Source organism: Succinatimonas hippei YIT 12066 (assembly GCF_000188195.1).
Lineage (GTDB): Bacteria > Pseudomonadota > Gammaproteobacteria > Enterobacterales > Succinivibrionaceae > Succinatimonas > Succinatimonas hippei.
This window is the reverse complement of record NZ_GL831077.1, coordinates 14,947-36,206: the sequence shown is the minus strand read 5'-3', so window position 1 is coordinate 36,206 and position 21,260 is coordinate 14,947. Positions and strand designations below refer to the sequence as shown.

At 45.2% G+C, this 21,260-nt stretch carries 33 protein-coding genes and 1 pseudogene; 3 read left to right on the top strand and 31 right to left on the bottom strand.

Annotation, left to right across the window (positions count from 1 at the left end; translation table 11 throughout):
- Nucleotides 1–150: 150 nt before the first annotated feature.
- Nucleotides 151–1,377, bottom strand: a complete 1,227-nt coding sequence (locus HMPREF9444_RS10320; RefSeq protein ID WP_009144390.1) for an MFS transporter — start codon at nucleotides 1,375–1,377, stop codon at nucleotides 151–153.
- A gap of 190 nt (nucleotides 1,378–1,567) precedes the next feature.
- Here HMPREF9444_RS10320 and HMPREF9444_RS10315 point away from each other — a divergent pair, with 190 nt between their 5' ends.
- From HMPREF9444_RS10315 to HMPREF9444_RS10305, 3 genes are all read left to right on the top strand, one after another.
- Nucleotides 1,568–2,206, top strand: coding sequence for a L,D-transpeptidase family protein (locus tag HMPREF9444_RS10315; protein WP_009144389.1), 639 nt, complete (start codon nucleotides 1,568–1,570; stop codon nucleotides 2,204–2,206).
- 5 nt (nucleotides 2,207–2,211) lie between these two features.
- Nucleotides 2,212–3,291, top strand: coding sequence for a glycosyltransferase family 9 protein (locus HMPREF9444_RS10310; RefSeq protein WP_009144388.1), 1,080 nt, complete (start codon nucleotides 2,212–2,214; stop codon nucleotides 3,289–3,291).
- Nucleotides 3,292–3,354: 63 nt separating this feature from the next.
- Nucleotides 3,355–4,527, top strand: a complete 1,173-nt coding sequence (locus tag HMPREF9444_RS10305) for a nucleotide sugar dehydrogenase (protein ID WP_009144387.1) — start codon at nucleotides 3,355–3,357, stop codon at nucleotides 4,525–4,527.
- A 40-nt stretch (nucleotides 4,528–4,567) separates the two neighbouring features.
- On the opposite strand, the gene HMPREF9444_RS10300 is transcribed toward HMPREF9444_RS10305, so the two are convergent.
- The 30 genes and pseudogenes from HMPREF9444_RS10300 to rplC form a co-directional block, all read right to left on the bottom strand.
- A complete protein-coding gene (locus tag HMPREF9444_RS10300; protein WP_009144386.1) occupies nucleotides 4,568–5,626 on the bottom strand; it encodes a glycosyltransferase family 4 protein in 1,059 nt (352 codons plus the stop codon).
- Nucleotides 5,626–5,982 (bottom strand): hypothetical protein, encoded by a 357-nt coding sequence (locus HMPREF9444_RS10295; protein WP_040909559.1) that lies wholly within the window; start codon nucleotides 5,980–5,982, stop codon nucleotides 5,626–5,628. Before HMPREF9444_RS10295 ends, HMPREF9444_RS10300 begins: the two co-directional genes overlap by 1 nt.
- Before the next feature lie 257 nt (nucleotides 5,983–6,239).
- Nucleotides 6,240–7,229, bottom strand: a complete 990-nt coding sequence (locus HMPREF9444_RS10290) for a DNA-directed RNA polymerase subunit alpha (RefSeq protein WP_009144384.1) — start codon at nucleotides 7,227–7,229, stop codon at nucleotides 6,240–6,242.
- Nucleotides 7,230–7,299: 70 nt separating this feature from the next.
- A complete protein-coding gene (gene rplQ / locus HMPREF9444_RS10285) occupies nucleotides 7,300–7,698 on the bottom strand; it encodes a 50S ribosomal protein L17 (RefSeq protein WP_009144383.1) in 399 nt (132 codons plus the stop codon).
- A gap of 27 nt (nucleotides 7,699–7,725) precedes the next feature.
- Nucleotides 7,726–8,718 carry a DNA-directed RNA polymerase subunit alpha gene (locus tag HMPREF9444_RS10280; protein ID WP_040909558.1) on the bottom strand — a complete coding sequence of 331 codons (993 nt, stop codon included), beginning with the start codon at nucleotides 8,716–8,718 and terminating at the stop codon, nucleotides 7,726–7,728.
- Nucleotides 8,719–8,761: 43 nt separating this feature from the next.
- Entirely contained in the window at nucleotides 8,762–9,385 is a 624-nt protein-coding gene (gene rpsD, locus HMPREF9444_RS10275) for a 30S ribosomal protein S4 (protein WP_009144381.1), read from the bottom strand.
- Between the two features lie 31 nt (nucleotides 9,386–9,416).
- Nucleotides 9,417–9,890: a 30S ribosomal protein S11 gene (rpsK, locus tag HMPREF9444_RS10270; protein ID WP_009144380.1), complete on the bottom strand. Its 474-nt coding sequence runs from the start codon at nucleotides 9,888–9,890 to the stop codon at nucleotides 9,417–9,419.
- A gap of 11 nt (nucleotides 9,891–9,901) precedes the next feature.
- On the bottom strand, nucleotides 9,902–10,258 hold the full coding sequence (gene rpsM, locus HMPREF9444_RS10265; RefSeq protein WP_040909557.1) for a 30S ribosomal protein S13: 357 nt from the start codon (nucleotides 10,256–10,258) through the stop codon (nucleotides 9,902–9,904).
- A gap of 295 nt (nucleotides 10,259–10,553) precedes the next feature.
- A complete protein-coding gene (rpmJ, locus tag HMPREF9444_RS10260) occupies nucleotides 10,554–10,667 on the bottom strand; it encodes a 50S ribosomal protein L36 (protein ID WP_009144378.1) in 114 nt (37 codons plus the stop codon).
- A 21-nt stretch (nucleotides 10,668–10,688) separates the two neighbouring features.
- Nucleotides 10,689–12,035 carry a preprotein translocase subunit SecY gene (gene secY, locus HMPREF9444_RS10255; RefSeq protein ID WP_009144377.1) on the bottom strand — a complete coding sequence of 449 codons (1,347 nt, stop codon included), beginning with the start codon at nucleotides 12,033–12,035 and terminating at the stop codon, nucleotides 10,689–10,691.
- Nucleotides 12,036–12,248: 213 nt separating this feature from the next.
- Nucleotides 12,249–12,683 (bottom strand): annotated as a pseudogene (gene rplO, locus HMPREF9444_RS10250) (50S ribosomal protein L15); the annotation flags it as partial.
- A 12-nt stretch (nucleotides 12,684–12,695) separates the two neighbouring features.
- Nucleotides 12,696–12,881, bottom strand: a complete 186-nt coding sequence (rpmD, locus tag HMPREF9444_RS10245; protein WP_009144375.1) for a 50S ribosomal protein L30 — start codon at nucleotides 12,879–12,881, stop codon at nucleotides 12,696–12,698.
- 3 nt (nucleotides 12,882–12,884) lie between these two features.
- A complete protein-coding gene (gene rpsE / locus HMPREF9444_RS10240; protein WP_009144374.1) occupies nucleotides 12,885–13,391 on the bottom strand; it encodes a 30S ribosomal protein S5 in 507 nt (168 codons plus the stop codon).
- Between the two features lie 9 nt (nucleotides 13,392–13,400).
- A complete protein-coding gene (rplR, locus tag HMPREF9444_RS10235) occupies nucleotides 13,401–13,754 on the bottom strand; it encodes a 50S ribosomal protein L18 (protein WP_009144373.1) in 354 nt (117 codons plus the stop codon).
- A gap of 15 nt (nucleotides 13,755–13,769) precedes the next feature.
- A complete protein-coding gene (gene rplF, locus HMPREF9444_RS10230; protein WP_009144372.1) occupies nucleotides 13,770–14,303 on the bottom strand; it encodes a 50S ribosomal protein L6 in 534 nt (177 codons plus the stop codon).
- 9 nt (nucleotides 14,304–14,312) lie between these two features.
- Nucleotides 14,313–14,705, bottom strand: coding sequence for a 30S ribosomal protein S8 (gene rpsH, locus HMPREF9444_RS10225; protein ID WP_040909556.1), 393 nt, complete (start codon nucleotides 14,703–14,705; stop codon nucleotides 14,313–14,315).
- 14 nt (nucleotides 14,706–14,719) lie between these two features.
- The gene (gene rpsN / locus HMPREF9444_RS10220; RefSeq protein WP_009144370.1) at nucleotides 14,720–15,025 is read right to left on the bottom strand and encodes a 30S ribosomal protein S14; all 306 of its coding nucleotides are present in this window, start codon (nucleotides 15,023–15,025) and stop codon (nucleotides 14,720–14,722) included.
- A 16-nt stretch (nucleotides 15,026–15,041) separates the two neighbouring features.
- On the bottom strand, nucleotides 15,042–15,590 hold the full coding sequence (gene rplE, locus HMPREF9444_RS10215; RefSeq protein WP_009144369.1) for a 50S ribosomal protein L5: 549 nt from the start codon (nucleotides 15,588–15,590) through the stop codon (nucleotides 15,042–15,044).
- 24 nt (nucleotides 15,591–15,614) lie between these two features.
- Nucleotides 15,615–15,944: a 50S ribosomal protein L24 gene (rplX, locus tag HMPREF9444_RS10210; RefSeq protein WP_009144368.1), complete on the bottom strand. Its 330-nt coding sequence runs from the start codon at nucleotides 15,942–15,944 to the stop codon at nucleotides 15,615–15,617.
- Nucleotides 15,945–15,961: 17 nt separating this feature from the next.
- Nucleotides 15,962–16,330 (bottom strand): 50S ribosomal protein L14, encoded by a 369-nt coding sequence (gene rplN / locus HMPREF9444_RS10205; RefSeq protein ID WP_009144367.1) that lies wholly within the window; start codon nucleotides 16,328–16,330, stop codon nucleotides 15,962–15,964.
- 125 nt (nucleotides 16,331–16,455) lie between these two features.
- Entirely contained in the window at nucleotides 16,456–16,734 is a 279-nt protein-coding gene (gene rpsQ / locus HMPREF9444_RS10200) for a 30S ribosomal protein S17 (protein ID WP_009144366.1), read from the bottom strand.
- An 11-nt stretch (nucleotides 16,735–16,745) separates the two neighbouring features.
- Nucleotides 16,746–16,949, bottom strand: a complete 204-nt coding sequence (rpmC, locus tag HMPREF9444_RS10195; RefSeq protein ID WP_009144365.1) for a 50S ribosomal protein L29 — start codon at nucleotides 16,947–16,949, stop codon at nucleotides 16,746–16,748.
- Entirely contained in the window at nucleotides 16,949–17,362 is a 414-nt protein-coding gene (gene rplP, locus HMPREF9444_RS10190) for a 50S ribosomal protein L16 (protein WP_009144364.1), read from the bottom strand. Before rplP ends, rpmC begins: the two co-directional genes overlap by 1 nt.
- A 15-nt stretch (nucleotides 17,363–17,377) precedes the next feature.
- Nucleotides 17,378–18,187, bottom strand: coding sequence for a 30S ribosomal protein S3 (rpsC, locus tag HMPREF9444_RS10185; RefSeq protein WP_009144363.1), 810 nt, complete (start codon nucleotides 18,185–18,187; stop codon nucleotides 17,378–17,380).
- 12 nt (nucleotides 18,188–18,199) lie between these two features.
- Nucleotides 18,200–18,532: a 50S ribosomal protein L22 gene (rplV, locus tag HMPREF9444_RS10180; protein WP_040909563.1), complete on the bottom strand. Its 333-nt coding sequence runs from the start codon at nucleotides 18,530–18,532 to the stop codon at nucleotides 18,200–18,202.
- Between the two features lie 14 nt (nucleotides 18,533–18,546).
- A complete protein-coding gene (gene rpsS, locus HMPREF9444_RS10175) occupies nucleotides 18,547–18,831 on the bottom strand; it encodes a 30S ribosomal protein S19 (protein ID WP_009144361.1) in 285 nt (94 codons plus the stop codon).
- Nucleotides 18,832–18,851: 20 nt separating this feature from the next.
- Nucleotides 18,852–19,667: a 50S ribosomal protein L2 gene (gene rplB / locus HMPREF9444_RS10170; RefSeq protein WP_009144360.1), complete on the bottom strand. Its 816-nt coding sequence runs from the start codon at nucleotides 19,665–19,667 to the stop codon at nucleotides 18,852–18,854.
- Nucleotides 19,667–19,984: a 50S ribosomal protein L23 gene (rplW, locus tag HMPREF9444_RS10165; protein ID WP_040909562.1), complete on the bottom strand. Its 318-nt coding sequence runs from the start codon at nucleotides 19,982–19,984 to the stop codon at nucleotides 19,667–19,669. The genes rplB and rplW overlap by 1 nt, the downstream gene beginning before the upstream one ends.
- Entirely contained in the window at nucleotides 19,984–20,595 is a 612-nt protein-coding gene (gene rplD, locus HMPREF9444_RS10160; RefSeq protein WP_009144358.1) for a 50S ribosomal protein L4, read from the bottom strand. Before rplD ends, rplW begins: the two co-directional genes overlap by 1 nt.
- A gap of 16 nt (nucleotides 20,596–20,611) precedes the next feature.
- On the bottom strand, nucleotides 20,612–21,250 hold the full coding sequence (gene rplC, locus HMPREF9444_RS10155; protein ID WP_009144357.1) for a 50S ribosomal protein L3: 639 nt from the start codon (nucleotides 21,248–21,250) through the stop codon (nucleotides 20,612–20,614).
- Nucleotides 21,251–21,260: the final 10 nt, after the last annotated feature.

Genomic DNA, 21,260 nt, shown 5'->3' with positions numbered 1-21,260 from the left:
GGTTTTAGCCGCTGATCTTTTTTTGATAAAAAACCAAGTATACATATACAAAAGCAGTACTTTATATTGCCAAAATACTGTAAAGATTAAAAACCTACTGCTTATATTTGATATCTACTCTATTGCTTACATTACAAACACAAATCTTTTTCAACGTTTAAAACGCAGACTTTCAGCCTCGTTAGGAGACTTTTTCATCCGTAATAAAGTAGTAACTACGATAATCCAAACCAATAAAACCCACATACTAAAACCTATTCCTATTTCATCAAGGGTAATATTTGACATCCTGCCTATGATGAAATTAGGAGCGCCAGATCCGACATAAGAGCAAAAATACAAAGCAGCAATAATTCCGGCTCTCTCTTTAAGCGTCGAGTCCCACAGTAACAGACGCAAAGTCGCTGTTACTACACCTCCGCCGGCCATTCCGGTAAAAAACACGCTAAGAATGAACAGAAGCGTGCTTTTAAAATGAATACATAAAAACAAGCTCAACGCCGCAACAGTAAATATAGAGATAAGAAGTAAAGTCGTTCGCACCGGATCAAACTTTCCGACGATTATTCCCATCATAGCGTTAGGCATAATAAATAGCAGATAAATCAATGCTGTGAGCAAAGCATCAGTTTTTCCAAAAATTTCAATGGCATAGCGAGCAGAAAAACCTTGTAAAATTGCCCCCACACCCCAAGAGCCGACAAAGCCTGCGGCACTTACAACAAAAATACGCTTAAGTCTCTTAGGTACGGCAAATTTCGGAACTAAAACCTTAGTTAAAGACTCGGTATTAAAACGCATCGTTTCGTTGCTTAAAAAAACTAAAATTAAACATAAGCACAATAAAACGATTGAGAGCTCAAACAGCAGCTTGGGACTTAAAAAACGATACGCAACAATAAATCCGGTTAAAAGACAGCCTACAGACAAGCCGATATTAGGACTTGCTGCGGTTAGTGCCGTACCTAGCCAAGTGCTACTTTTAGGTGAATTATCCACAACCCATGCCATACCGGCACTTGACGCCAAACCACAGGCAAGCCCTTGTAAAAAACGTGCCACGTACAACTCGTTAGCTACGGTACTATAGGCAAAAAGCAAACTTGCTGTAATACTTAAGAGCAAGGAAATGGAAACTACAGGCTTTCTGCCCAGAAAATTCGACAAACGGGAAAAAAGCAGCAAAGCAACCATACAACCGACAAAATAGCTTAAGACCGTATTGGCGATATTAGCTGTACTAAGATGATGGGAGTCTGTCCATATTGCCATCATTGGTATAGCAAAAGAAGCCACGGCAAACGTTACGATTAAAGATGAAACCGCAGTAAAAAAAGAAAGAGAACGACCTTGTTCGGTTAACTTGCTAAGATGCATTTTAATAACAAAAATAAAACATTAACTTGCTTGTGGAGCAGAATTATACTACTTCCAACGCAACAAAATATTGAGAGGCGCTTGCTTAATCCCTTGAAAAAATCAAGTTTTTCCTTAAATTTAAACACCTGCTTTAAGGTAAAATAATTAACGTCGTTTCCTATATTTTTATATCTTTAATATCCTTATCATGTTTTTAAAAAAACTTTGCGGTGTTTTTTTTCTATTTGCCGTCGGATTTTTCGTCAGTTCCTGCTCAACTTATACAAAAATCGACAGAAGCAGCGATTTATACTATGAAGCACTTACGGAGCCTGTCATTTACGATCGCGATTACGACTATGTCAATTTAGGCCGCTTTGCCAACCTGCCGATTTATCCTAAGGGCTACCGCGGCCCCAAAAAACTTATCGATCATGTAATCGTAAATAAAGCCAATCACCAGATGTTCTTAATGAAAAAGGATAAGGTGATCCGTTCTTATTGGATAGCGTTATCCGACAAACCTGTAGGCGACAAGCAGTACGAGGGAGACAAACGTACTCCTGAAGGCACTTATACTCTTGATTACATCAATTACAATTCAAATTATTATAAGTCTTTCCACATTTCATATCCTAACGATCAGGATATTGAGGAAGCAAAAAAACTCGGCAAAAGACCTGGCGGCATGATCATGATCCACGGGCAGCCTTATAATTCATCTGAGTATCATGCCACCGTTCAGCGTTCCGACTGGACCGACGGATGCATTGCCATTTTAAATCCTGAAATGGACGAATTTATTTCTTTAGTTGACCCTGGAACCCCGATAACAATTAATCCTTAAGCATTATGTTAAAAAAACTGCGTCTTTTTAAAGACAAACTGCGTTTTGCAAAAAACAAATTTCTTTATGATTTCAAAGCATCAGCTGAACTTTCATCTTTTAATTTTGAATCGATTAAGCATATCGTAGTAAGCAAAATGGACGGAAAGCTTGGCGACAGTCAAGTTATTACACCGTTTTTTACCCAAATCAGACAACATTTCCCCTCCATAAAGTTTTCGGTTCTATGCTCTGAGAACATTGCCCCAATTTATTTACAGTGTCTTAACATTGACAGGGTTGTGATTCTACCGAAAAAACCGCAGAAAAATGATATAAAAAACGCAGTAAAGAAAATCATGAATTTAGGGCATTGTGATCTTCTTGTTACTACCGAGCCTAATTTCAGAGCCAGGGATTTTATTCTGGAATCACTATTAAAACCGACCTATACCGCAGGCTTTGAAGGCAGAGCCGACTGTGTCAACATAAATTTACTTAAAAGAAATCTCGGTAAACATATAAGCGAATATTTTAAGGATTTACTTATCTTAGGCGGAATTAAGACGCCTGACATGCATTATTTACCGCTGACGACAAAAGAATCTTCTGAAAAACTTGCATTTTTGTTCAACGGTAAAACCGTTTACGGTATAGCCCCGTACGGAGCTTCAAAACACAGAAAGCTTAGCGATAAAACCATAATTGATATTTGTGATTTCTTTTTAAATTTTGACGCTAATGCTTATCTGTGTCCCCTCGTAGCCCCGCAAGATCGCTTTATTCTTGAGACTTTAAAAAATAAATATAATGAGCGCCTTATTGTTTTACCTGAAGAATTAAACGCAACAGATCTTGCTTATGCAATAAGCAGACTTAAATTTCTTTTAAGCGTAGACACGGCAAATGTTCATTTGGCATGTGCCTCAAACACTTCCTTATTCGCGCTTTATTCCGGAATCGACCCTGACGGAATCATCCGCTGGGGCCCTGCTCCCTGGTGCAAAAAAGCAGAAACATTTTATAAAGAAAAAACTCTTATAGAAAACCTTGATTTTGAGGATTTCGCGCAACAATTGCACAATTTCATACAAATTGAAGATTAAGAGGACAATTCAGAGCTTACAATTATTTGTTAAAGCACAAAAACAATTGTCGGAGAATTTAATATGACAAAAATTTGCGTTATAGGAGCAGGCTACGTAGGAATGTCGCTTTCCGTACTGCTTGCCGTAAAAAATGAAGTCACCGTTCTTGAAATAAACAACGAACGCGTTAAGCTCATTAACGAAAGAAAAAGCCCTATTACCGACAAAGAAATTTCCGAATATCTTGCTACGAAGCAACTGAATTTAAAAGCCACCGATAATGCCGCAAAGGCTCTTAGCGGCGCCGAATTTGTCATTATCGCCACTCCGACCAATTACGATCCTAAGCTTAACTATTTTGATGTAAGCTCAGTTTTAAGCTCAATAAACAGTGTTTTAAAATTTGCCCCTGATGCCCAAATTATCGTCAAAAGCACTTTACCCGTAGGCTTTACCGAAGAAACAGCAGCTAAATTAAAGCTGCATACCTTACATTTTTCACCGGAGTTTTTACGTGAAGGTCTGGCTCTTTATGATAATCTCCACCCTTCACGCATCATCGTCGGAACTCACAATGACGCGGTAGGCCGAACTTTTGCCAACCTTCTAAAAGAGTCCTCCCTTGAAAAGGACGTGCCGGTTCTTATCATTCCCCCAACCGAGGCTGAAAGCGTCAAACTTTTTTCCAATACTTATCTTGCTCTGCGTGTTTCCTTCTTTAACGAGCTTGATACTTATGCAGCCAAAAAAGGACTTGACCCCAAATCCATCATTAAAGGCGTATGTCTTGACCCGCGTATCGGAGACTTTTACAACAATCCTTCCTTCGGCTACGGCGGATATTGTCTGCCTAAAGACACCAAACAGCTGCTTGCCAATTTTGAGCACGTACCTAACTGTCTTATTAAAGCCATAGTGGAAGCTAACCGTATCAGAAAAGACTTTATCGCTGACGATATTTTAAGTAAAAACCCTAAAACCGTCGGCATTTACCGTCTTATTATGAAATCAGGATCCGACAATTTCCGCGCCTCATCAATTCAGGGCGTCATGAAACGAATTAAAGCCAAAGGCGTCAATGTTATCGTCTATGAACCCTTACTTAAAGAAGACAGCTTCTTTAATTCTAAAGTCGTACGTGATTTGACAGCTTTTAAAAATGAATGCGATTTAATCATCACCAATCGCATGCAAAAGGAATTAGCTGACGTAAGAGATAAAATCTATACTCGCGATTTGTTCCACAACATCTAACAAAAAGCGGGAAATCCCGCTTTTTCTTTTTATTACTCTTTTAATGTTTTAAAAGTTTTTTATAAAGAGCTAAATAAGAAGCAGCCATTAGTTCAGGACTATGAGCCTTTGCCATATCAAGAGCTCCCTGTATCAGCTTTTCTTTTAAAGATGCATCGTTTTTAATCTTCAAAACAGCATCGGCAAGAGCTTTGGCATCACCTTTTTCAATTAAAAGACCGCTGTCATGATCTTTCACGATATCAGGGATCCCGTCGACGGCTGTTGCCACAACCGGAATCCCCTGTTCCATTACATCTAAAAGTACGCTGCCCAATCCTTCATAATTTGAAGGATAAGCAAAAACATCAAAGGATTTAATGTAATCTGCAACATTTGAGACAAAGCCTTCAAAAACTAAGGCGTCACCAAGATTTTTGCCCTGCTCTTTAAATTTCTCAAGATCTATTCCAGAGCCTAAAAATACAACCTTTAGATTCGGAATCTCCCTCTTTAAAATTTCAGCAGCTTTAATCAATACGGACTGACCTTTATGTCTGTCAACCAATGCGCCTATGTGTCCTATGACAAAACAATGCGCAAAACGGCTGTTAATTTCATTTGCCTTAACTTTATTTACCGCAAAATGAGCACAAGAACTGGGGATAAGTTCAATCTCACGCTTAAACTGCGCTTTAAGGCCTTCGCCTATAGCCGACGAGATTGCAACAACGGCAGCTGCCTTTGCGTAAATAGCACGATTTAAAACATTATCGCGCACTGATTCAGGGACGCGGCGCGTAGTTGCGTAAGGAGTTTTATAAAGCAGATAATGCACAAAGGCCCATTGTGTTGCTCTTGCTTCATGAGCCTGAATAACATCACATTTATCCGCCAAATATTTATGTCCGTTAAAACGCAAATCTATACGTTTTCTAAGCTCAATAATTTCTAAATCCGGAGTTCCGTCCAAGTGTTCGGCAAGAGGGCTTCCGGCTCTGCAAACCAGATACTGCTTTACACCAAGACGGGAAAGACAAGCAATTAAAAGCTCAGTTTGACGCTCACCACCGCGAAAGCCGCGAGCTAAATTTACATGACCTACGGTTAATTCTGCCATTACGGTAACCACACAAATTGTACGCAGTGAAAAACTTCAGGATCGTCAGACATCTCATTACTGCACAACATCTTAGCTAGCACTATTCGATCCATTTCACCTCTTGAAGCCACCTCGGCTTCAAAATAATCATAGTCAGGATCTATAAAAGAATTCAATTCTTTCCACAACTCTCCCGGCTCTTCCAATGCTATTTCAATTTCTCGGTAAGGGTCATTCCACAAACGCAGCATTCTGTCATACAGATCTTCTTCAGTAACCAAGACCTCTTCAACAGTATCCTTAAACTCCTTAAGGATCGTATCCGTTAATTTATCCTGATAATCATCACTTATTTCATATATATTGAGAGCCATCAGCATGAACCCATACAATTAAAACTTTATAAAAGTTTAGCAATGACACGTTGTGCTTTCAACATCCCACTAATAATTATCATTCTGAAGATAAGAGCTCTTCTTTAAACAAAAAACGTATTTAATTAGGTAAAAAATAATTTTTCTGTTACTTTTTGCCTTGTTTAAACAGGATTGTCTTGTTTAATAGACAATCAAACTTTCAGACTTTAAAAAATAAAAAAACAGGCCGCAATTTGCGACCCGTCTTTAAAAGATTAATGATTTAATTCTAAATCTGCAGGCGGCCAATTCTCAAGACGCATACCTAAAGATAAACCGCGCTCTGCCAAGACATCCTTGATTTCGGTAAGTGATTTCTTACCAAGATTCGGAGTCTTAAGCAACTCAACTTCAGTACGCTGTACCAAATCGCCGATATACTTAATACCTTCGGCTTTAAGGCAGTTTGCTGAACGAACAGTAAGTTCCAAGTCCTCAACCGGGCACAAAAGTTTCGGATCAATAAGAGGCTTGAAGGAAGCATCGTCAGCCGGAGCGACGGAATTGCGGATATCAACAAATGAATTGAGCTGATCTGCAAAAATGGTAGCAGCAGAACAAACTGCATCACTCGGATCGATTGTACCGTTGGTCTCAATATCCAAAATCAACTGCTCTTGTCCGTCATTGAGCGGAGCTGTATGCACAGCCACATTAAGAACCGGGCAATATGAAGCATCAAGCAGTAAACGACCGATAAAACGATCTTCGGCACCTTCGATATGAGGGTGAGTAACTGCCGGAACATAACCGCGACCGCGAGTTACATGCAGGCGCATGCGCAAATTGGTCTTTTCATCAGTAATATGACACAAAACCAATTCAGGATTACGGATCTCAATTCCGCCCGGGCATTGGATATCAGCTGCAGTAACGGTACCGATGCCTGATTTATTGATTTCAAGTACCGGGTCGTGCTGCGGTATGGTTGCAGAGAAAACAGCAACTTCCTTTAAATTTAAAAGAATGAGCAGAATATCTTCCTGAACACCCTCTAAGGCGCTGTACTCATGAACTACACCGTCAATCTCGACTTCAGTAATTGCATATCCCGGAATTGAAGAAAGCATAATGCGGCGCAATGCAGTACCTAAAACCTGAGCATAATGCTGCTCAAAAGGTTCAAGAATAACTCGAGATACATTACGGGAGAGCGTTACAACTTCCTTGATATTGGGCCTTAGCAAATCAGTAGTTTGATCCAAGGTTACACCCTCGTTTTAGACAGAATTCGGTATTGAAGATCTAAAGGGCGCTAAAGCGCCCCATAGAACTTTATTCGGCAGCAGCTTCGCCTTCAGCTACTTCAGCTTTAGCGGTACGCTCTACCAACATAATGTAAGCCATCGGAGCCTGATCGCCAGGACGGAAGCCGCACTTTAAGATGCGGGTGTAGCCGCCCGGACGGTTAGCATTAAGCTTACCGATTTCATTAAAGAGCTTTGCAACTACATCATTGTCACGAACGCGAGAGAAGACCAAGCGGCGGTTTGCCACTGAATCGACTTTAGCGATGGTAATAAGACGCTCTACAAAGCGGCGCAACTCTTTTGCTTTGGGCAAAGTAGTTCTAATGCACTCGTGAGTAACAAGAGCATTTGCAAGATTGCGATACAGCGCAGCACGGTGTGCAGAAGTACGACCTAAATGACGGCCGCTTAAACGATGACGCATATCTAATTCCTTTCTTAAACAGTTATCTTATCTCGATGAACGCAAATTAGGAGGCGGCCAATTGGTAAGTCTCATACCAAGTGACAACCCGCGCTGAGCTAAAACGTCTTTAATTTCAGTTAAGGACTTCTTGCCCAAATTCGGGGTTTTTAACAACTCCACTTCAGTGCGTTGTACCAGATCACCGATATAAATAATTGATTCGGCTTTAAGACAATTTGCTGAGCGAACGGTAAGTTCAAGATCATCAACCAATTGCATAAGAACAGGATCCGGCATAGGAGGAGCTGCAGGAGCCATTGAACGCTCTGAAACTTCCTCTTGATCAACAAGTTCGCACAAGTGATCACGCAGCAAATCGGCTCCTTGCATCAAGACAGCCTCAGGTGCTACGGTTCCATCGGTTTCAATATTGATAACCAAACGATCCAAATCCGTTCTCTGTTCAACACGGGCAGACTCTACTTCATAAACAAATCTGCGTACCGGGCTGAATGAAGCATCAATCAAGATCTCATTTTCCGACTGAGCCGGAATATGGGCATCGGAAGATGCAGGTACATAACCGCGTCCGTAAGAAACGCGGATCTTCATCGACAACGCAGCCTTGGCACCCTTAAGGGTGCAGATGTGAGCGTCCGGATTAGGGAAGCTTATTCCGCTTGCCAAAACGATGTCGGAAGCTTTAACTTCACCTTCACCTGATTTGACAAGAGACAGCCATACCGGAGAGTTCAGCGGTGATTCAGAAGCTACGGCGATAGTTTTTAAGTTCATAATGAGCTCAAAAACAGTCTCAACCATATCGGCTTTTACGCTGTTCTCATCCGAGACTCCGTCAATCTGGAATGCATCAATAGCACAACCAGGCAGAGTCTTAAGTAAAATGCCGCTCAATGATACGCCGATTGTGTTACCGAATCCGCGCTCCAAAGGCTCAAGCACGATATGTGCGCAATTGGGAGCTACTTCGGTAAAGCTTACCGGCTTTGGTTTGAGCAGTTCACATACTGACACTATTGGTACCCCACTTTACTAAGAGGTGCTGGCACAGTTGCCGTTATTACTTAGAGTACAACTCGACGATGAGCTGTTCCTTAATATCGGAAGGAAGCTCAGAACGTTCAGGCTTGTTCTTATAGGTGCCCTTCATGGCGTTATGATCAACGTCAATCCAGGTCGGTTTAAGAGCACGCTGACCGGATAAGTCGATTGCTGCCTTAATGCGTAACTGCTTTTTAGCTTTTTCGCGAACTGCGATTACGTCAGAAGGCTGTACCTGATAAGACGGAATGTTTACGACATGATCGTTAACAGTGATAGCCTTGTGGCTTACCAACTGGCGTGCTTCCATACGAGTGGAGCCGAAGCCCATACGGTAAACAACATTGTCCAAACGGCTTTCCAAAAGCTGCAGAAGGTTTTCACCGGTATTACCGGACATCTTAGCAGCTTTCTTGTAATAGTTACGGAACTGACGCTCTAAAACACCGTAAATACGGCGAACTTTCTGCTTCTCACGTAACTGCATGCCGTAGTCGGAAAGACGCGGTTTGTTAGCGCCGTGCTGACCCGGTGCGGTATCAAGTTTGCACTTGGTCTCAATGGCACGAACGCCTGACTTTAAGAACAAGTCAACGCCTTCACGACGGCTTAATTTCAGGGCAGGGCCGGTATATTTTGCCATTTATCTTTCTCCAGAAATCTTAGCTGTCTCACTAGACGCGGCGCTTTTTAGGCGGGCGGCAACCATTGTGAGGGATCGGGGTAACATCGGTAATGTTGGTAATCTTGTAACCGATAGCGTTCAAGGCACGAATTGAAGACTCGCGGCCGGGACCAGGACCCTTAACCAGAACTTCAAGATTCTTAACACCGTATTCCTTGGCAGCCTCACCGGCACGCTCTGCAGCAACCTGAGCAGCGTACGGAGTGGACTTACGGGAACCACGGAAACCTGAACCGCCGGCGGTAGCCCATGAAAGAGCATTACCCTGACGATCGGAAATGGTTACGATAGTGTTGTTGAAAGATGCATGGATGTGAGCTACACCGTCTGCAATCTGTTTCTTTGCGCGTTTACCACCGCGACGAGGAGCGGCAGGTGCGGCTTTAGTAGCTGCAGGAGCAGCAGCGGGAGCTGCGGCAGGAGCAGCCTGTGCGTTTTCTTTTGCAGTAATTTCTTCAGCCATCTCGTGCCTCCTTATTTCTTAATGCTCTTACGCGGTCCCTTACGGGTACGTGCATTAGTCTTGGTACGCTGGCCGCGAACCGGAAGTCCGCGACGGTGGCGAATGCCACGATAAGAACCAAGGTCAACAAGGCGCTTGATGTTCATAGAAATCTCGCGGCGTAAGTCACCTTCTACGGTGTACTTAGCAACTTCCTCACGGATTTTATCCACGGAAGCTTCATCAAGATCTTTGAACTTAGCGGATTCTGCAACACCGGCGGCAGCTAAAATATTGCGCGCACGGGTCGGGCCTATGCCGTAAACTGACTGCAAAGCAATCACGGCGATCTTATGATCAGGCACATTAATGCCAGCAATACGGGCCACTATTGATCTCCTAAAAGGTCGGTTAAACATACGGCTGTCGCAAAGCCCGTCAGGATACGCGACAACCCTCTAGTGCACTTTGGCATTGACAATCTCTTAACGCCGTAAGACCTAACATATCCGACGCAAAGAGTTTCCGTAAAATCTAAGACATTACGGACAAACCGGGCTTTGTCATCCCTTAAAAACTTTTTGTATATAAAGTAAAACACATAGCGCCTGAAAAACAGACGCTATGCAAATAGGAAATTATACAGATTTTAAATTGTTTATGCAAACAATTTAACTAAGCATTTTAGCCCTGACGCTGCTTATGCTTAGGATTTACGCAGATGATGCGAACTACACCGTGGCGGCGAACCACTTTGCAGTTGCGGCAAATCTTCTTAACTGAAGCACCTACTTTCATTTCTTTCTCCTTAAAGAACGCTTAGCGTCCGTAATTCCTGAGATTAGCCTTACGCATTAAATCACCGTATTGCTGATTCATCATATGGCTCTGAAGCTGAGATACAAAGTCCATGATAACAACTACGATAATCAACAACGAGGTGCCGCCGAAATAGAACTGAACATTAAACCAGTTCATAAGCAACTGCGGAACCAAGCAGACTAAAACCATATAAATGGAGCCGCTCAGAGTCAAACGAGTCATCACTTTGTCTATAAAACGTGCTGTTTGCTCTCCGGGACGGATTCCAGGAATAAAAGCACCACTCTTCTTCAAATTCTCTGCAACTTCACGCGGGCTGAATACCAAAGCCGTATAGAAGAAGGTAAAGAACACGATTGCAGCTGCATACAACAACTCATATAGAGGCTGACCAGGCTGCAGGAATAATGAAACTTCCTGCAAAACATTTGCAACCGCATTGTCGCCCTGACCGAACCATGATACCACGGTACCCGGGAACAAGATGATTGACGATGCGAAAATCGCCGGAATCACGCCGGACATATTGATCTTTAGCGGCAAAGTAGAGCGGGGTTGAGAATAAATACGATTGCCCATCTGGCGCTTTGCGTAATCGATAACAATTCGACGCTGACCACGCTCGATGAACACAACGAAGAAGGTCACTACGACCACAACAACACCGATTAAAAGCAGTGCGATAGTGGAAAGATCTCCTTGACGTGCCTGTTCAAAAGTAGCTGCCAGTGCACGGGGCAAACCAGCAACGATACCGGCGAAAATAATAAGAGAAATACCGTTACCGATACCTCTTTCAGTAATTTGTTCGCCAAGCCACATCAAGAACATAGTACCCGTAACAAGACTTACGGTAGTTACAAAGTAAAAACCGAAACCTGGGTTATCTACCAAACCGGGCATCATATTCGGAATGCCGGTAGCTATACCCACAGCTTGCAATGCAGCCAGGAACAAAGTCGATACACGAGTGTACTGAGTGATCTTTCTTCTCCCAGACTCACCCTCTTTACGAAGTTCGGCGAGAGTGGGATTAATGACGGCCAATAACTGGATGATAATGGACGCAGAGATATAAGGCATAATTCCCAATGCCAAAACGGAAGCGCGCTCTAAAGCACCGCCGCTGAACATATTGAACATGCCGATAATGGTGCCGCTCTGTTCTTCAAAAAGGCGTGCTAAAACTTCAGCATTGACGCCCGGAACCGGAACATAAGATCCGATACGGAACATCACAAGTCCAATCAAAACAAACAGCAAACGTGAACGCAATTCACTGTTTACAGGACCAGTCTGCGCTGCAACTTTGCGGCCTTTATCTAAGAGCGATTTTCTAGCCATTCAAAATCTCCGAAAAAGCGCGCGTTTAGCGCGCTCCGTACATTACTTCTTCTTGGCAGGTGCGGCCTTGTCAGCTTTTGCTGACTTATCTTTCTTTGCCGGTTTCTGAATACCGGTGGCAGCTAACTTAGCCTGAAGATCATTCAACTTAAGAGCACGGTTCTTAATTGAACGCTCACGACGAGCTGCTGCTGCAGTAATATAATCTGCAACTTCAACAGTACCGCCGGCAGCTTCAATTGCAGCCTTTGCACCCTTAGTAACACCTAATCCCTTAATGTCAACTTTCTTAGTGAAGTTAGGAACGCGGGACAGAACAATCTTAACGTATTTGGCCTTGTTAGGAACCAAACGTGCAGCCTTAAGAGTTGCCAAATCGATAACTTCGCTGTCGATGCCGTTTAATGAATTTAACGGAACTTCAGCAGCAAGTTCAGCTTTAGCTGACCAGAAACCGAATTTCGGCAAACGAATCTTCATCGGCATCTGACCGCCTTCGAAACCAGGGCGGACATTAGGGCTCTTACGGGCACCTGAACCTTTGATACCGCGACCGCAGGTCTTGCCGAGACCGGAACCGATACCGCGACCGACACGAACGTGCGGACGACGTGAACCTTCGGCCGGTTTAAGAGTATTTAAACGCATGCTTTCCATGAATTACTCCTCGACCTTAACCATATAGCTAACTTTATTGATCATGCCGCGAACGGACGGAGTGTCCTCAAGCTCAACGGTATGACGAATACGACGAAGACCTAAACCGCGCATGGTTGCGATGTGATCAGGCTTACGGCCGATCGTGCTCTTGGTCTGAGTGACCTTAATGGTTTTCTTCTCGGCCATTTTTTACTCCAGAATATCCTTAACTGAAAGACCGCGCTTAGCAGCAACGCTCTCAGGGGTACGCATGGAGGCTAAAGCGTCAACGGTTGCACGAACCACGTTAATCGGATTGGTTGAACCGTATGCTTTTGCTAAAACGTTACGTACACCAGCTACTTCGAGAACTGCACGCATAGCGCCGCCTGCGATAATACCGGTACCTTCGGAGGCAGGCTGTAAATAAACCATTGATCCAGAGTGTCTGCCCTTGATCGGATGGAACAGAGTGCCGTCCTTGAGCTCAATATGGCTGTGGATATTACGACGAGCCTGCTCAATTGCTTTCTGAATTGCTGCAGGAACTTCGCCGGCTTTGCCGTAGCCGTAACCAACACGGCCTTTGCCGTCACCGACAACGGTAAGAGCGGTGAAAGAGAAAATACGACCGCCTTTTACAACCTTGGCAACGCGATTAACAGCGACCAGCTTCTCCTGAAGCTCGCCAGCCTGGGATTCATCTTTATGTTGCATTTTAGACTCCTAGAACTTAAGACCAGCTTCACGAGCGGCGTCAGCTAAAGCAGCGACACGGCCATGATATTGGTAACCGGAACGATCGAAAGCAACAGTTTCAACTTTTGCGGCAAGGGCGCGTTCGCCGATAACTTTGCCGATGAGCTTAGCAGCTTCGATATTGCCAGTATACTTGAGATCCTTAATCAGATCTTTCTCTAAGGTTGAAGCAGTGGCTAATACACGGCTGTCCTTATCGATAATCTGGGCATAAATATGACGAGGAGTACGGGTAACAACCAAACGGGTGACTCCAAGTTCATGCATCTTAGCACGTGCTTTCTTAGCACGACGGATGCGGGATGCTTTCTTATCAAACATGTTATACCCCAATCGTTATTTCTTCTTGGCTTCTTTAATGCGTACTACTTCATCAGCATAGCGGATGCCTTTGCCCTTATAAGGCTCAGGAGCACGATAAGCGCGAATGTCAGCTGCAACCTGTCCTAATAAAGCCTTATCAAAGCTCTTTAAAACGATTTCAGTCTGAGACGGAGTTTCACAGGTAACACCTTCAGGAAGAGCGTGCTCTACCGGATGGGAGAAACCTAAAGCAAGATTCAAAACCTTGCCCTTAGCCTGTGCACGGTAACCAACGCCGACTAACTGGAGTTTTTTCTCAAAACCCTTGTCAAGACCCACAATCATGTTGTGAATCAAAGCGCGAGTAGTACCTGACTGCATGTTTGAGTCAGCAGAATCATCAGCCTGCTGTACATGGATGTTTTTATCTTCAATAACAACCTTAACAAGCGGATGAACATTTAAAGTCATCTGACCGAGTTTAGACTTGGCAGAAATGACCTGGCCATTGACGGAAACCTCAACGCCCTGAGGAATAGCAACAGCTTCCTTAGCAATACGTGACATGTTTCCTCCTTATGCGACGTAGCAAATAACTTCGCCGCCTAAGCCGTCCTTACGGGCAGCGCGGTCGGTCATTAGGCCTTTTGAAGTTGAAATAACTGCAATGCCTAAACCATTCATAATACGCGGAAGGTCGCGGCACTTCTTGTAAACACGAAGTCCCGGACGGGAAACGCGCTGAATCATCTCTACTACAGGTTTACCCTCGTAGTACTTCAACTCGATTTCCAAAACCTTCTTAACATCTCCGCTTTCTTTAGCGGAAGCAATATAGCCCTCTTTTACCAACAAGTTGGCAATTGCCAATTTCTGCTTGGAGGAAGGCAAAGACACCGAAACCTTTCCGGCAGCCTGGCCGTTGCGGATGCGGGTCAGCAAATCCGCGATCGGATCTTGCATGCTCATGTGTATCTCTCCTCTTACCAGCTGGCCTTACGAAGACCCGGAATCTCACCGCGCATCATGTGCTCACGCAATTTAATGCGGCACAAACCGAACTTGCGCAGATAACCATGCGGACGACCTGTCTCGCTGCAGCGATTACGCTGACGGCAGCGGCTGGAGTCGCGCGGAAGGGCTGCTAAAGCCATTACAGCTGCCCAACGGTCTTCATCTGAGGAAGAGACGCTTGAAATAATAGTCTTGAGCTGTTCGCGCTTTGCACGATATTTTTCGCAAAGACGCTGTCTTTTCAGCTCGCGATTCTTCATAGAAGTTTTAGCCATTTAGGTTCGTCCTCGATTACTTAGTCTGAGTGCGGAACGGGAACTTGAATGCTTCGAGGAGGGCGCGACCTTCCTCGTCAGTTTTTGCCGTCGTAGTGATCGTAATGTCAAGACCACGAATGGTGTCTACCTTGTCATAATCGATCTCTGGGAAAATGATCTGTTCACGAACGCCCATTGAGTAATTGCCGCGTCCGTCAAAAGACTTAGCGGAAAGACCGCGGAAGTCACGGATACGGGGGATCGCAATTACGATCAAACGCTCGAGAAATTCCCACATACGCTCGCCACGGAGGGTTACCTTACATCCGATAGGATAGCCTTCACGAATGTGGAAGCCCGCTACAGACTTGCGAACCTTGGTGATAAGCGGCTTCTGGCCAGCAATAGCGGCCATATCGCGTGCAGCATTTTCTAAAACTTTTTTGTCTGCAACTGCCTCACCGACACCCATGTTAAGGGTGATCTTCACAATCCGAGGGACTTGCATGACTGTTTTGTAACCAAATTTTTCAGTTAAGGCTTTGATTACTTCCTGCTTGTAAAGATCATGCAGTTTCGCCATCGTTTATCTCCTGATAAAAACTGCTTACTTAGCCTGAGAAGGAACTGCCTGTCCGTTGGATTTGAAGAAACGTACTTTCTTGCCGTCTTCAAAACGGAAACCTACACGGTCAGCCTTCTTGGTTTCTGGATTATAAATTGCAACGTTGGAGACATGAATAGGTGCCTCTTTATCAACGATGCCGCCCTGAATACCGAGATTCGGATTGGGCTTCTGGTGTTTCTTCTGGACGTTTACGCCCTCGACAATCACCTTGTTTTCACCGGTTAAAACCTGGGTGACCTTACCGATCTTGCCCTTGCTTTTGCCGGTTATGACGATTACTTCGTCATTCTGGCGGATTTTAGCTGCCATTTGATACCCCTTTGGACTTAGAGTACTTCAGGAGCAAGTGACACAATCTTCATGAACTGCTCGGAACGAAGTTCACGAGTAACAGGTCCGAAGATACGAGTGCCAATTGGCTCGTGCTGTGCAGTTAATAAAACTGCAGCGTTGCTGTCGAAGCGAATGAGGGAGCCGTCAGGACGACGTACACCTTTCTTGGTACGTACGATAACAGCGTCAACAACATCGCCTTTCTTGACTTTGCCGCGAGGAATGGCTTCTTTGACTGACACCTTGATGATGTCGCCAATACCAGCATAACGGCGGTGAGATCCTCCCAGGACCTTAATGCACATTACACTGCGAGCACCCGAGTTGTCGGCAACGTCGAGCATGCTTTGCATCTGGATCATTTCAAATGCTCCGTTAATCAATAAAAAACCACCCTGCCGAATGATTCGGAAGGGCGCTGAATAATAACATATATAATAAAAGACCGCAAGTATTTTACAACTGCGGTCTTATTTTTAAGTCTTAATTAGGCCTTTTGGGCTTTCTCAACGACTTTTACCAAAGTCCAAGCAATAGTTTTAGAAACCGGACGGCATTCGCAAATATCAACGATATCGCCTACCTGTGCGATGTTCTCTCTATCCTGAACGTGGAACTTGGTGGTACGTTTTACGATTTTACCGTAAAGCGGATGCTTTACACGACGCTCAACAGCAACCACACAAGCTTTCTGCATCTTATCGCTTACGACGCGGCCGCGGAGAGTGCGAGCCACTTTGGCAGCGGTATTCTGAGTTTCAGACATTTTGCACTCCTCTACTTGGCGCTTTCAGCGCGAAGTTTTTCAGAAATAATAGTGTTAACGCGCGCAATATCGCGACGGACCTTTCTTACGTCATCAGTCTTCTGTAAAGAACCAGTCTTTAACTGAAAACGAAGATTGAACTGTTCGCGCTGAAGACCTGAGAGCTCGCTCTTCAGTTCTTCAACTGATTTGTTACGTAACTCGCTAGCCTTCATTAGATCACCGCCTTGGTTACAAAAGTAGTGGTAACTGAGAGCTTGGCTGCAGCAAGACGGAAAGCCTCACGAGCAGTAGCTTCAGGAATACCGCCAATCTCAAAGAGGACTTTGCCGGGCTGAATCGGGCAAACCCAGTATTCAACTGAACCCTTACCTTTACCCATACGAACACCGAGTGCTTTCTGAGTAATAGGCTTGTCCGGGAATACGCGAATCCAAACTTTACCGGCACGTTTCATTTCACGGGTAAAAGCACGACGTGCAGCTTCGATTTCACGAGCAGTGATCTGACCGCGTGAAGTTGCCTTTAAGCCGAACTCACCGAAAGAAACTTCGTTTCCGGTATAGGCCAAACCTTCGTTACGGCCTTTTTGAGTCTTGCGATATTTAGTACGCTTAGGTTGTAACATTTATTCTCCCTCCCGTTACTCGGCAGCCTTGGCTTCAGCAGCCGGAGCAGCTTCAGCAGCGGGCTTCTTTGCAGCGGCGGAAGCACCACGGCCGCGACGGCCGGTGCGTGCACCGTTGTCATCACGACGACGTTTGCGACTTGCAGGAGCTGCGGCGTTGTTACGATCTTCAGGCTCTTCCTGAGTTAAAGGCAAATTGCCTAAAACTTCACCCTTGAAGATCCAGACTTTAACGCCAATCACACCGTAAGTGGTTACGGCTTCAGAGATGGCGTAGTCAATGTCGGCACGAAGAGTATGGAGAGGTACGCGACCTTCACGAAGCCACTCGGAACGAGCGATTTCGGCACCGCCCAAACGTCCTGAAACTTCAACTTTAATGCCCTTAGCACCGACGCGCATGGCGTTCTGAATTGCCTTCTTCATGGCGCGGCGGAACATTACACGACGCTCAAGCTGGGAAGCAATTGAATCTGCAACTAATTTAGCATCAAGATCAGGCTTGCGAACTTCGCTGATGTTAACCTGAGCAGGAACTCCGGCGATTTCAGCAATCTTCTTGCGCAGTTTTTCTACGTCTTCGCCTTTCTTACCGATAACAATACCCGGACGAGCAGTGTGAATGGTTACACGGATGCTCTTTGCCGGACGATCAATAACGATCTTTGATACAGAATCGTTCTTAAGTTCTTCAAACAAATATTTACGAACGGCAGAATCGCTCTTAATATTGGCCGGGAAATTCGCGGTTGATGCGTACCAGACCGATGAATAAGGCTTGGTAATGCCGAGTCTTATTCCAATGGGATTAACTTTCTGACCCATCTTATGCTCCTGTTAACGCTCAGCAACGTATACGGTGATGTGAGAGGTACGCTTAACAATGCGATCTGCACGGCCTTTAGCACGCGGCATAATACGCTTTAAGGACGGACCTTCATCAACCAGGATACGAGAAACAAACAGACGATCAGCATCTAAAGACTGATTCTGCTCCGCATTTGATACAGCTGACTGAACAACCTTGTAAATCAACTGTGCAGCCTTGCGCGGGCTGAACTTAAGTAAATTCAAGGCCTTGTCAACAGGCATTCCGCGTACTTGATCAGCGACCAAACGGGTCTTCTGAGCGGAGCTTCTTGCATAACGATGTACTGCTTTAACTTCCAACATTTAGCTCACTCCTACTTAGCTGCTGCAGCTTTCTTATCAACTGCGGCATGACCGCGGAAAGTACGGGTCGGGGCGAATTCGCCCAGTTTGTGACCTACCATTTCGTCAACAATGTAAACCGGTACATGCTGACGACCGTTGTGGACGGCGATAGTCATACCGATCATGGCAGGTACGATCATTGAGCGGCGGGACCAGGTCTTGATCGGCTTTTTGTCGCCGTCATTCATGGTCTGCTCAACTTTCTTCAGTAAGTGCTCGTCAATAAACGGCCCTTTCTTCAGAGAACGTGGCATGTTATATCCTCAGTTAACTGTTAACGATGGCGAATAATGTACTTCTCAGTACGCTTATTCTTGCGGGTCTTGAAGCCCTTGCAAGGAGTACCCCAAGGCGAACGAGGCTGAATGCCCTTGTTACGGCCTTCACCACCACCATGCGGGTGATCGATAGGGTTCATTGCCATACCGCGAACGGTAGGACGTACACCGCGCCAGCGGTTAGCACCGGCTTTACCTAACTGACGAAGCATGTGTTCGCTGTTGCCGATTTCACCGATAGTTGCACGACCGTTGGCCAATACGCGGCGCATTTCGCCTGAACGCATACGCAAAGTGACATATTCACCTTCGCGAGCCAAAAGCTGGCAGTAAGAACCGGCAGAACGGGCAAACTTTGCACCTGCACCGGGAACTAATTCAACTGCGTGAATGTTAGTGCCGAGCGGAATATTGCGCATCGGGAGGCAATTGCCGACTTTAATTTCAGCGCTGTCGCCGGACATAATCTTATCGCCGACTTTAAGTCCTTTAGGAGCAAGGATATAACGACGCTCGCCGTCAGTATAAAGAACCAAAGCGATATGAGCTGAGCGATTAGGATCATACTCAAGACGCTCAACACGGGCTTCAATTCCGTCCTTCTGACGCTTGAAATCGATTAAACGATAACGCTGCTTGTGACCGCCACCGATGTGACGAGTTGAAATATGACCGTAGTTATCACGACCGCCGGTCTTGCGCTTCTCAACAACGAGTGGAGCGAAAGGACCGCCCTTCCATAAGTCAAAAGACTTAATCTGGATAACGTGACGACGACCTGCGGAAGTAGGCTTAGCTTTAATAATAGCCATTATTTGCTCTCCTTCTCAGCCGGTGCTGCAGTAAGATCAATGTTCTGATCAGGCATTAAAGTAACATAAGCCTTTTTCCAATCAGAGCGACGTCCAATACCGTGAACGGTACGACGTGACTTACCCTGCATATTGAGGGTACGAACAGCCTTAACCTTAACATTGAAAATGTTTTCAACGGCAGCTTTGATTTCTTTCTTGTTTGCGTTCGGAAGAACCTTAAATACTACGGTATTGCCCTTTTCAGCCAACATGGTTGCCTTTTCAGACACAACCGGAGCACTCAAAACTTCCATAATACGTGCTTCATTGAACATCATTTGAGCATCTCCTCAACCTTCTTAACTGCGGCTTCGGTCATAACAACTTTGTCGAAGTTGATAAGGTTAATGGGATTGAACTCAGCGGTGCCCGGCTGGCAAACCTCAACCTTGTAAAGGTTGCGGGATGCGAGGAACAAATCGCTGTCAAATTCGCCGTTTACAATTAATACATTCTTTAAGTCAAGCTCTTTGAGCTTAGCGACTAAAGTCTTGGTCTTGTGATTTTCAAGTTTGAAATCGCCGACAACTAAGAGGCGATCCTCACGGACCAACTGTGACAAAATGCTGCGCATTGCAACGCGATACATCTTGCGGTTGACTTTCTGAGTCCAATCCTGCGGCTTGGCAGCAAAAATGGTGCCGCCTGCACGCCACAGAGGTGAACGAGAAGATCCGGCACGAGCGCGACCGGTACCTTTCTGACGGAACGGCTTCTTGCCGCCGCCTGAAACTTCAGAACGGGTCTTTTGCGCTTTGGTTCCGGCACGAGCGGTACTCTGGTATGCAACTACTACCTGATGTACCAGCGCCTCATTGAACTCGCGACCGAAAGTGCTCTCTGACACTTCCAGGCCCTTGTCGGCGCCAATCATCTTTAATTCCATGTTTCTTTACCCCAGGTTAAGCTTTAACACTTGGCCTTACAATCAGATCGCCGTTGTTGGCACCGGGAACGGCACCCTTAACGAGGAGCAGATTGCGCTCAGAGTCGACGCGGACGAGGTCAAGGCACATAACAGTAACGCGCTCGTTGCCCATACGGCCAACCATCTTCTTGCCCTTAAATACACGGCCCGGAGTCTGGTTCTGACCAGTAGAACCCGGAACACGGTGGGAACGTGAGTTACCGTGGGTAAAATCTTGAGTACGGAAGTTATAACGCTTAACAGTACCAGCAGTGCCCTTACCTTTTGACTGGCCGGTGACATCTACTTTCTTAACATCCTTGAAAGCGTCTACTTTAATCTCAGAACCAACCTGATAAGCTTCAAGCTCGGAAGGCTCAAGACGGAACTCCCATAAGCCACGACCTGCAGCAACGCCGGTCTTAGCAAAGTGACCAATTTCAGCCTTGGTCATGCGGCTGGTCTTGCGTTCGCCAGTAGTAACCTGAATAGCGCAGTAGCCATCAGTTTCGATATTTTTGATCTGGGTAACGCGGTTTGCCTCAACCTGAATGACGGTGACAGGTACGGACTTGCCATCCTGATTAAAAACACGGGTCATTCCAAGCTTGCGGCCGATTAAACCGATTGACATTGTACTATTC

What these genes read in the sequence shown, in the direction of transcription:
- rpsE (WP_009144374.1), bottom strand. Translation starts at nt 13,391, where the DNA reads ATGCAACATAAAGATGAATCCCAGGCTGGCGAGCTTCAGGAGAAGCTG.
- rpsC (WP_009144363.1), bottom strand. Translation starts at nt 18,187, where the DNA reads ATGGGTCAGAAAGTTAATCCCATTGGAATAAGACTCGGCATTACCAAG.
- rplQ (WP_009144383.1), bottom strand. Translation starts at nt 7,698, where the DNA reads ATGCGTCATCGTTTAAGCGGCCGTCATTTAGGTCGTACTTCTGCACAC.
- rplN (WP_009144367.1), bottom strand. Translation starts at nt 16,330, where the DNA reads ATGATCCAGATGCAAAGCATGCTCGACGTTGCCGACAACTCGGGTGCT.
- secY (WP_009144377.1), bottom strand. Translation starts at nt 12,035, where the DNA reads ATGGCTAGAAAATCGCTCTTAGATAAAGGCCGCAAAGTTGCAGCGCAG.
- rplB (WP_009144360.1), bottom strand. Translation starts at nt 19,667, where the DNA reads ATGGCTATTATTAAAGCTAAGCCTACTTCCGCAGGTCGTCGTCACGTT.
- rpsH (WP_040909556.1), bottom strand. Translation starts at nt 14,705, where the DNA reads ATGAGCATGCAAGATCCGATCGCGGATTTGCTGACCCGCATCCGCAAC.
- rplE (WP_009144369.1), bottom strand. Translation starts at nt 15,590, where the DNA reads ATGGCGAAACTGCATGATCTTTACAAGCAGGAAGTAATCAAAGCCTTA.
- HMPREF9444_RS10300 (WP_009144386.1), bottom strand. Translation starts at nt 5,626, where the DNA reads ATGGCAGAATTAACCGTAGGTCATGTAAATTTAGCTCGCGGCTTTCGC.
- rpsS (WP_009144361.1), bottom strand. Translation starts at nt 18,831, where the DNA reads ATGCCACGTTCTCTGAAGAAAGGGCCGTTTATTGACGAGCACTTACTG.
- HMPREF9444_RS10305 (WP_009144387.1), top strand. Translation starts at nt 3,355, where the DNA reads ATGACAAAAATTTGCGTTATAGGAGCAGGCTACGTAGGAATGTCGCTT.
- rpmC (WP_009144365.1), bottom strand. Translation starts at nt 16,949, where the DNA reads ATGAAGGCTAGCGAGTTACGTAACAAATCAGTTGAAGAACTGAAGAGC.
- rplX (WP_009144368.1), bottom strand. Translation starts at nt 15,944, where the DNA reads ATGGCAGCTAAAATCCGCCAGAATGACGAAGTAATCGTCATAACCGGC.
- rpsD (WP_009144381.1), bottom strand. Translation starts at nt 9,385, where the DNA reads ATGGCAAAATATACCGGCCCTGCCCTGAAATTAAGCCGTCGTGAAGGC.
- rpsQ (WP_009144366.1), bottom strand. Translation starts at nt 16,734, where the DNA reads ATGTCTGAAACTCAGAATACCGCTGCCAAAGTGGCTCGCACTCTCCGC.
- rplC (WP_009144357.1), bottom strand. Translation starts at nt 21,250, where the DNA reads ATGTCAATCGGTTTAATCGGCCGCAAGCTTGGAATGACCCGTGTTTTT.
- HMPREF9444_RS10320 (WP_009144390.1), bottom strand. Translation starts at nt 1,377, where the DNA reads ATGCATCTTAGCAAGTTAACCGAACAAGGTCGTTCTCTTTCTTTTTTT.
- rplP (WP_009144364.1), bottom strand. Translation starts at nt 17,362, where the DNA reads ATGTTACAACCTAAGCGTACTAAATATCGCAAGACTCAAAAAGGCCGT.
- HMPREF9444_RS10310 (WP_009144388.1), top strand. Translation starts at nt 2,212, where the DNA reads ATGTTAAAAAAACTGCGTCTTTTTAAAGACAAACTGCGTTTTGCAAAA.
- rplD (WP_009144358.1), bottom strand. Translation starts at nt 20,595, where the DNA reads ATGGAATTAAAGATGATTGGCGCCGACAAGGGCCTGGAAGTGTCAGAG.
- rpmJ (WP_009144378.1), bottom strand. Translation starts at nt 10,667, where the DNA reads ATGAAAGTAGGTGCTTCAGTTAAGAAGATTTGCCGCAACTGCAAAGTG.
- rpmD (WP_009144375.1), bottom strand. Translation starts at nt 12,881, where the DNA reads ATGGCCGAGAAGAAAACCATTAAGGTCACTCAGACCAAGAGCACGATC.
- rplW (WP_040909562.1), bottom strand. Translation starts at nt 19,984, where the DNA reads ATGTTCAATGAAGCACGTATTATGGAAGTTTTGAGTGCTCCGGTTGTG.
- HMPREF9444_RS10315 (WP_009144389.1), top strand. Translation starts at nt 1,568, where the DNA reads ATGTTTTTAAAAAAACTTTGCGGTGTTTTTTTTCTATTTGCCGTCGGA.
- rplF (WP_009144372.1), bottom strand. Translation starts at nt 14,303, where the DNA reads ATGTCACGTATTGCTAAGGAAGCTGTTGCTATTCCTCAGGGCGTTGAG.
- rpsN (WP_009144370.1), bottom strand. Translation starts at nt 15,025, where the DNA reads ATGGCTAAAACTTCTATGAAGAATCGCGAGCTGAAAAGACAGCGTCTT.
- rplR (WP_009144373.1), bottom strand. Translation starts at nt 13,754, where the DNA reads ATGTTTGATAAGAAAGCATCCCGCATCCGTCGTGCTAAGAAAGCACGT.
- HMPREF9444_RS10295 (WP_040909559.1), bottom strand. Translation starts at nt 5,982, where the DNA reads ATGGCTCTCAATATATATGAAATAAGTGATGATTATCAGGATAAATTA.
- rpsK (WP_009144380.1), bottom strand. Translation starts at nt 9,890, where the DNA reads ATGGCTGAAGAAATTACTGCAAAAGAAAACGCACAGGCTGCTCCTGCC.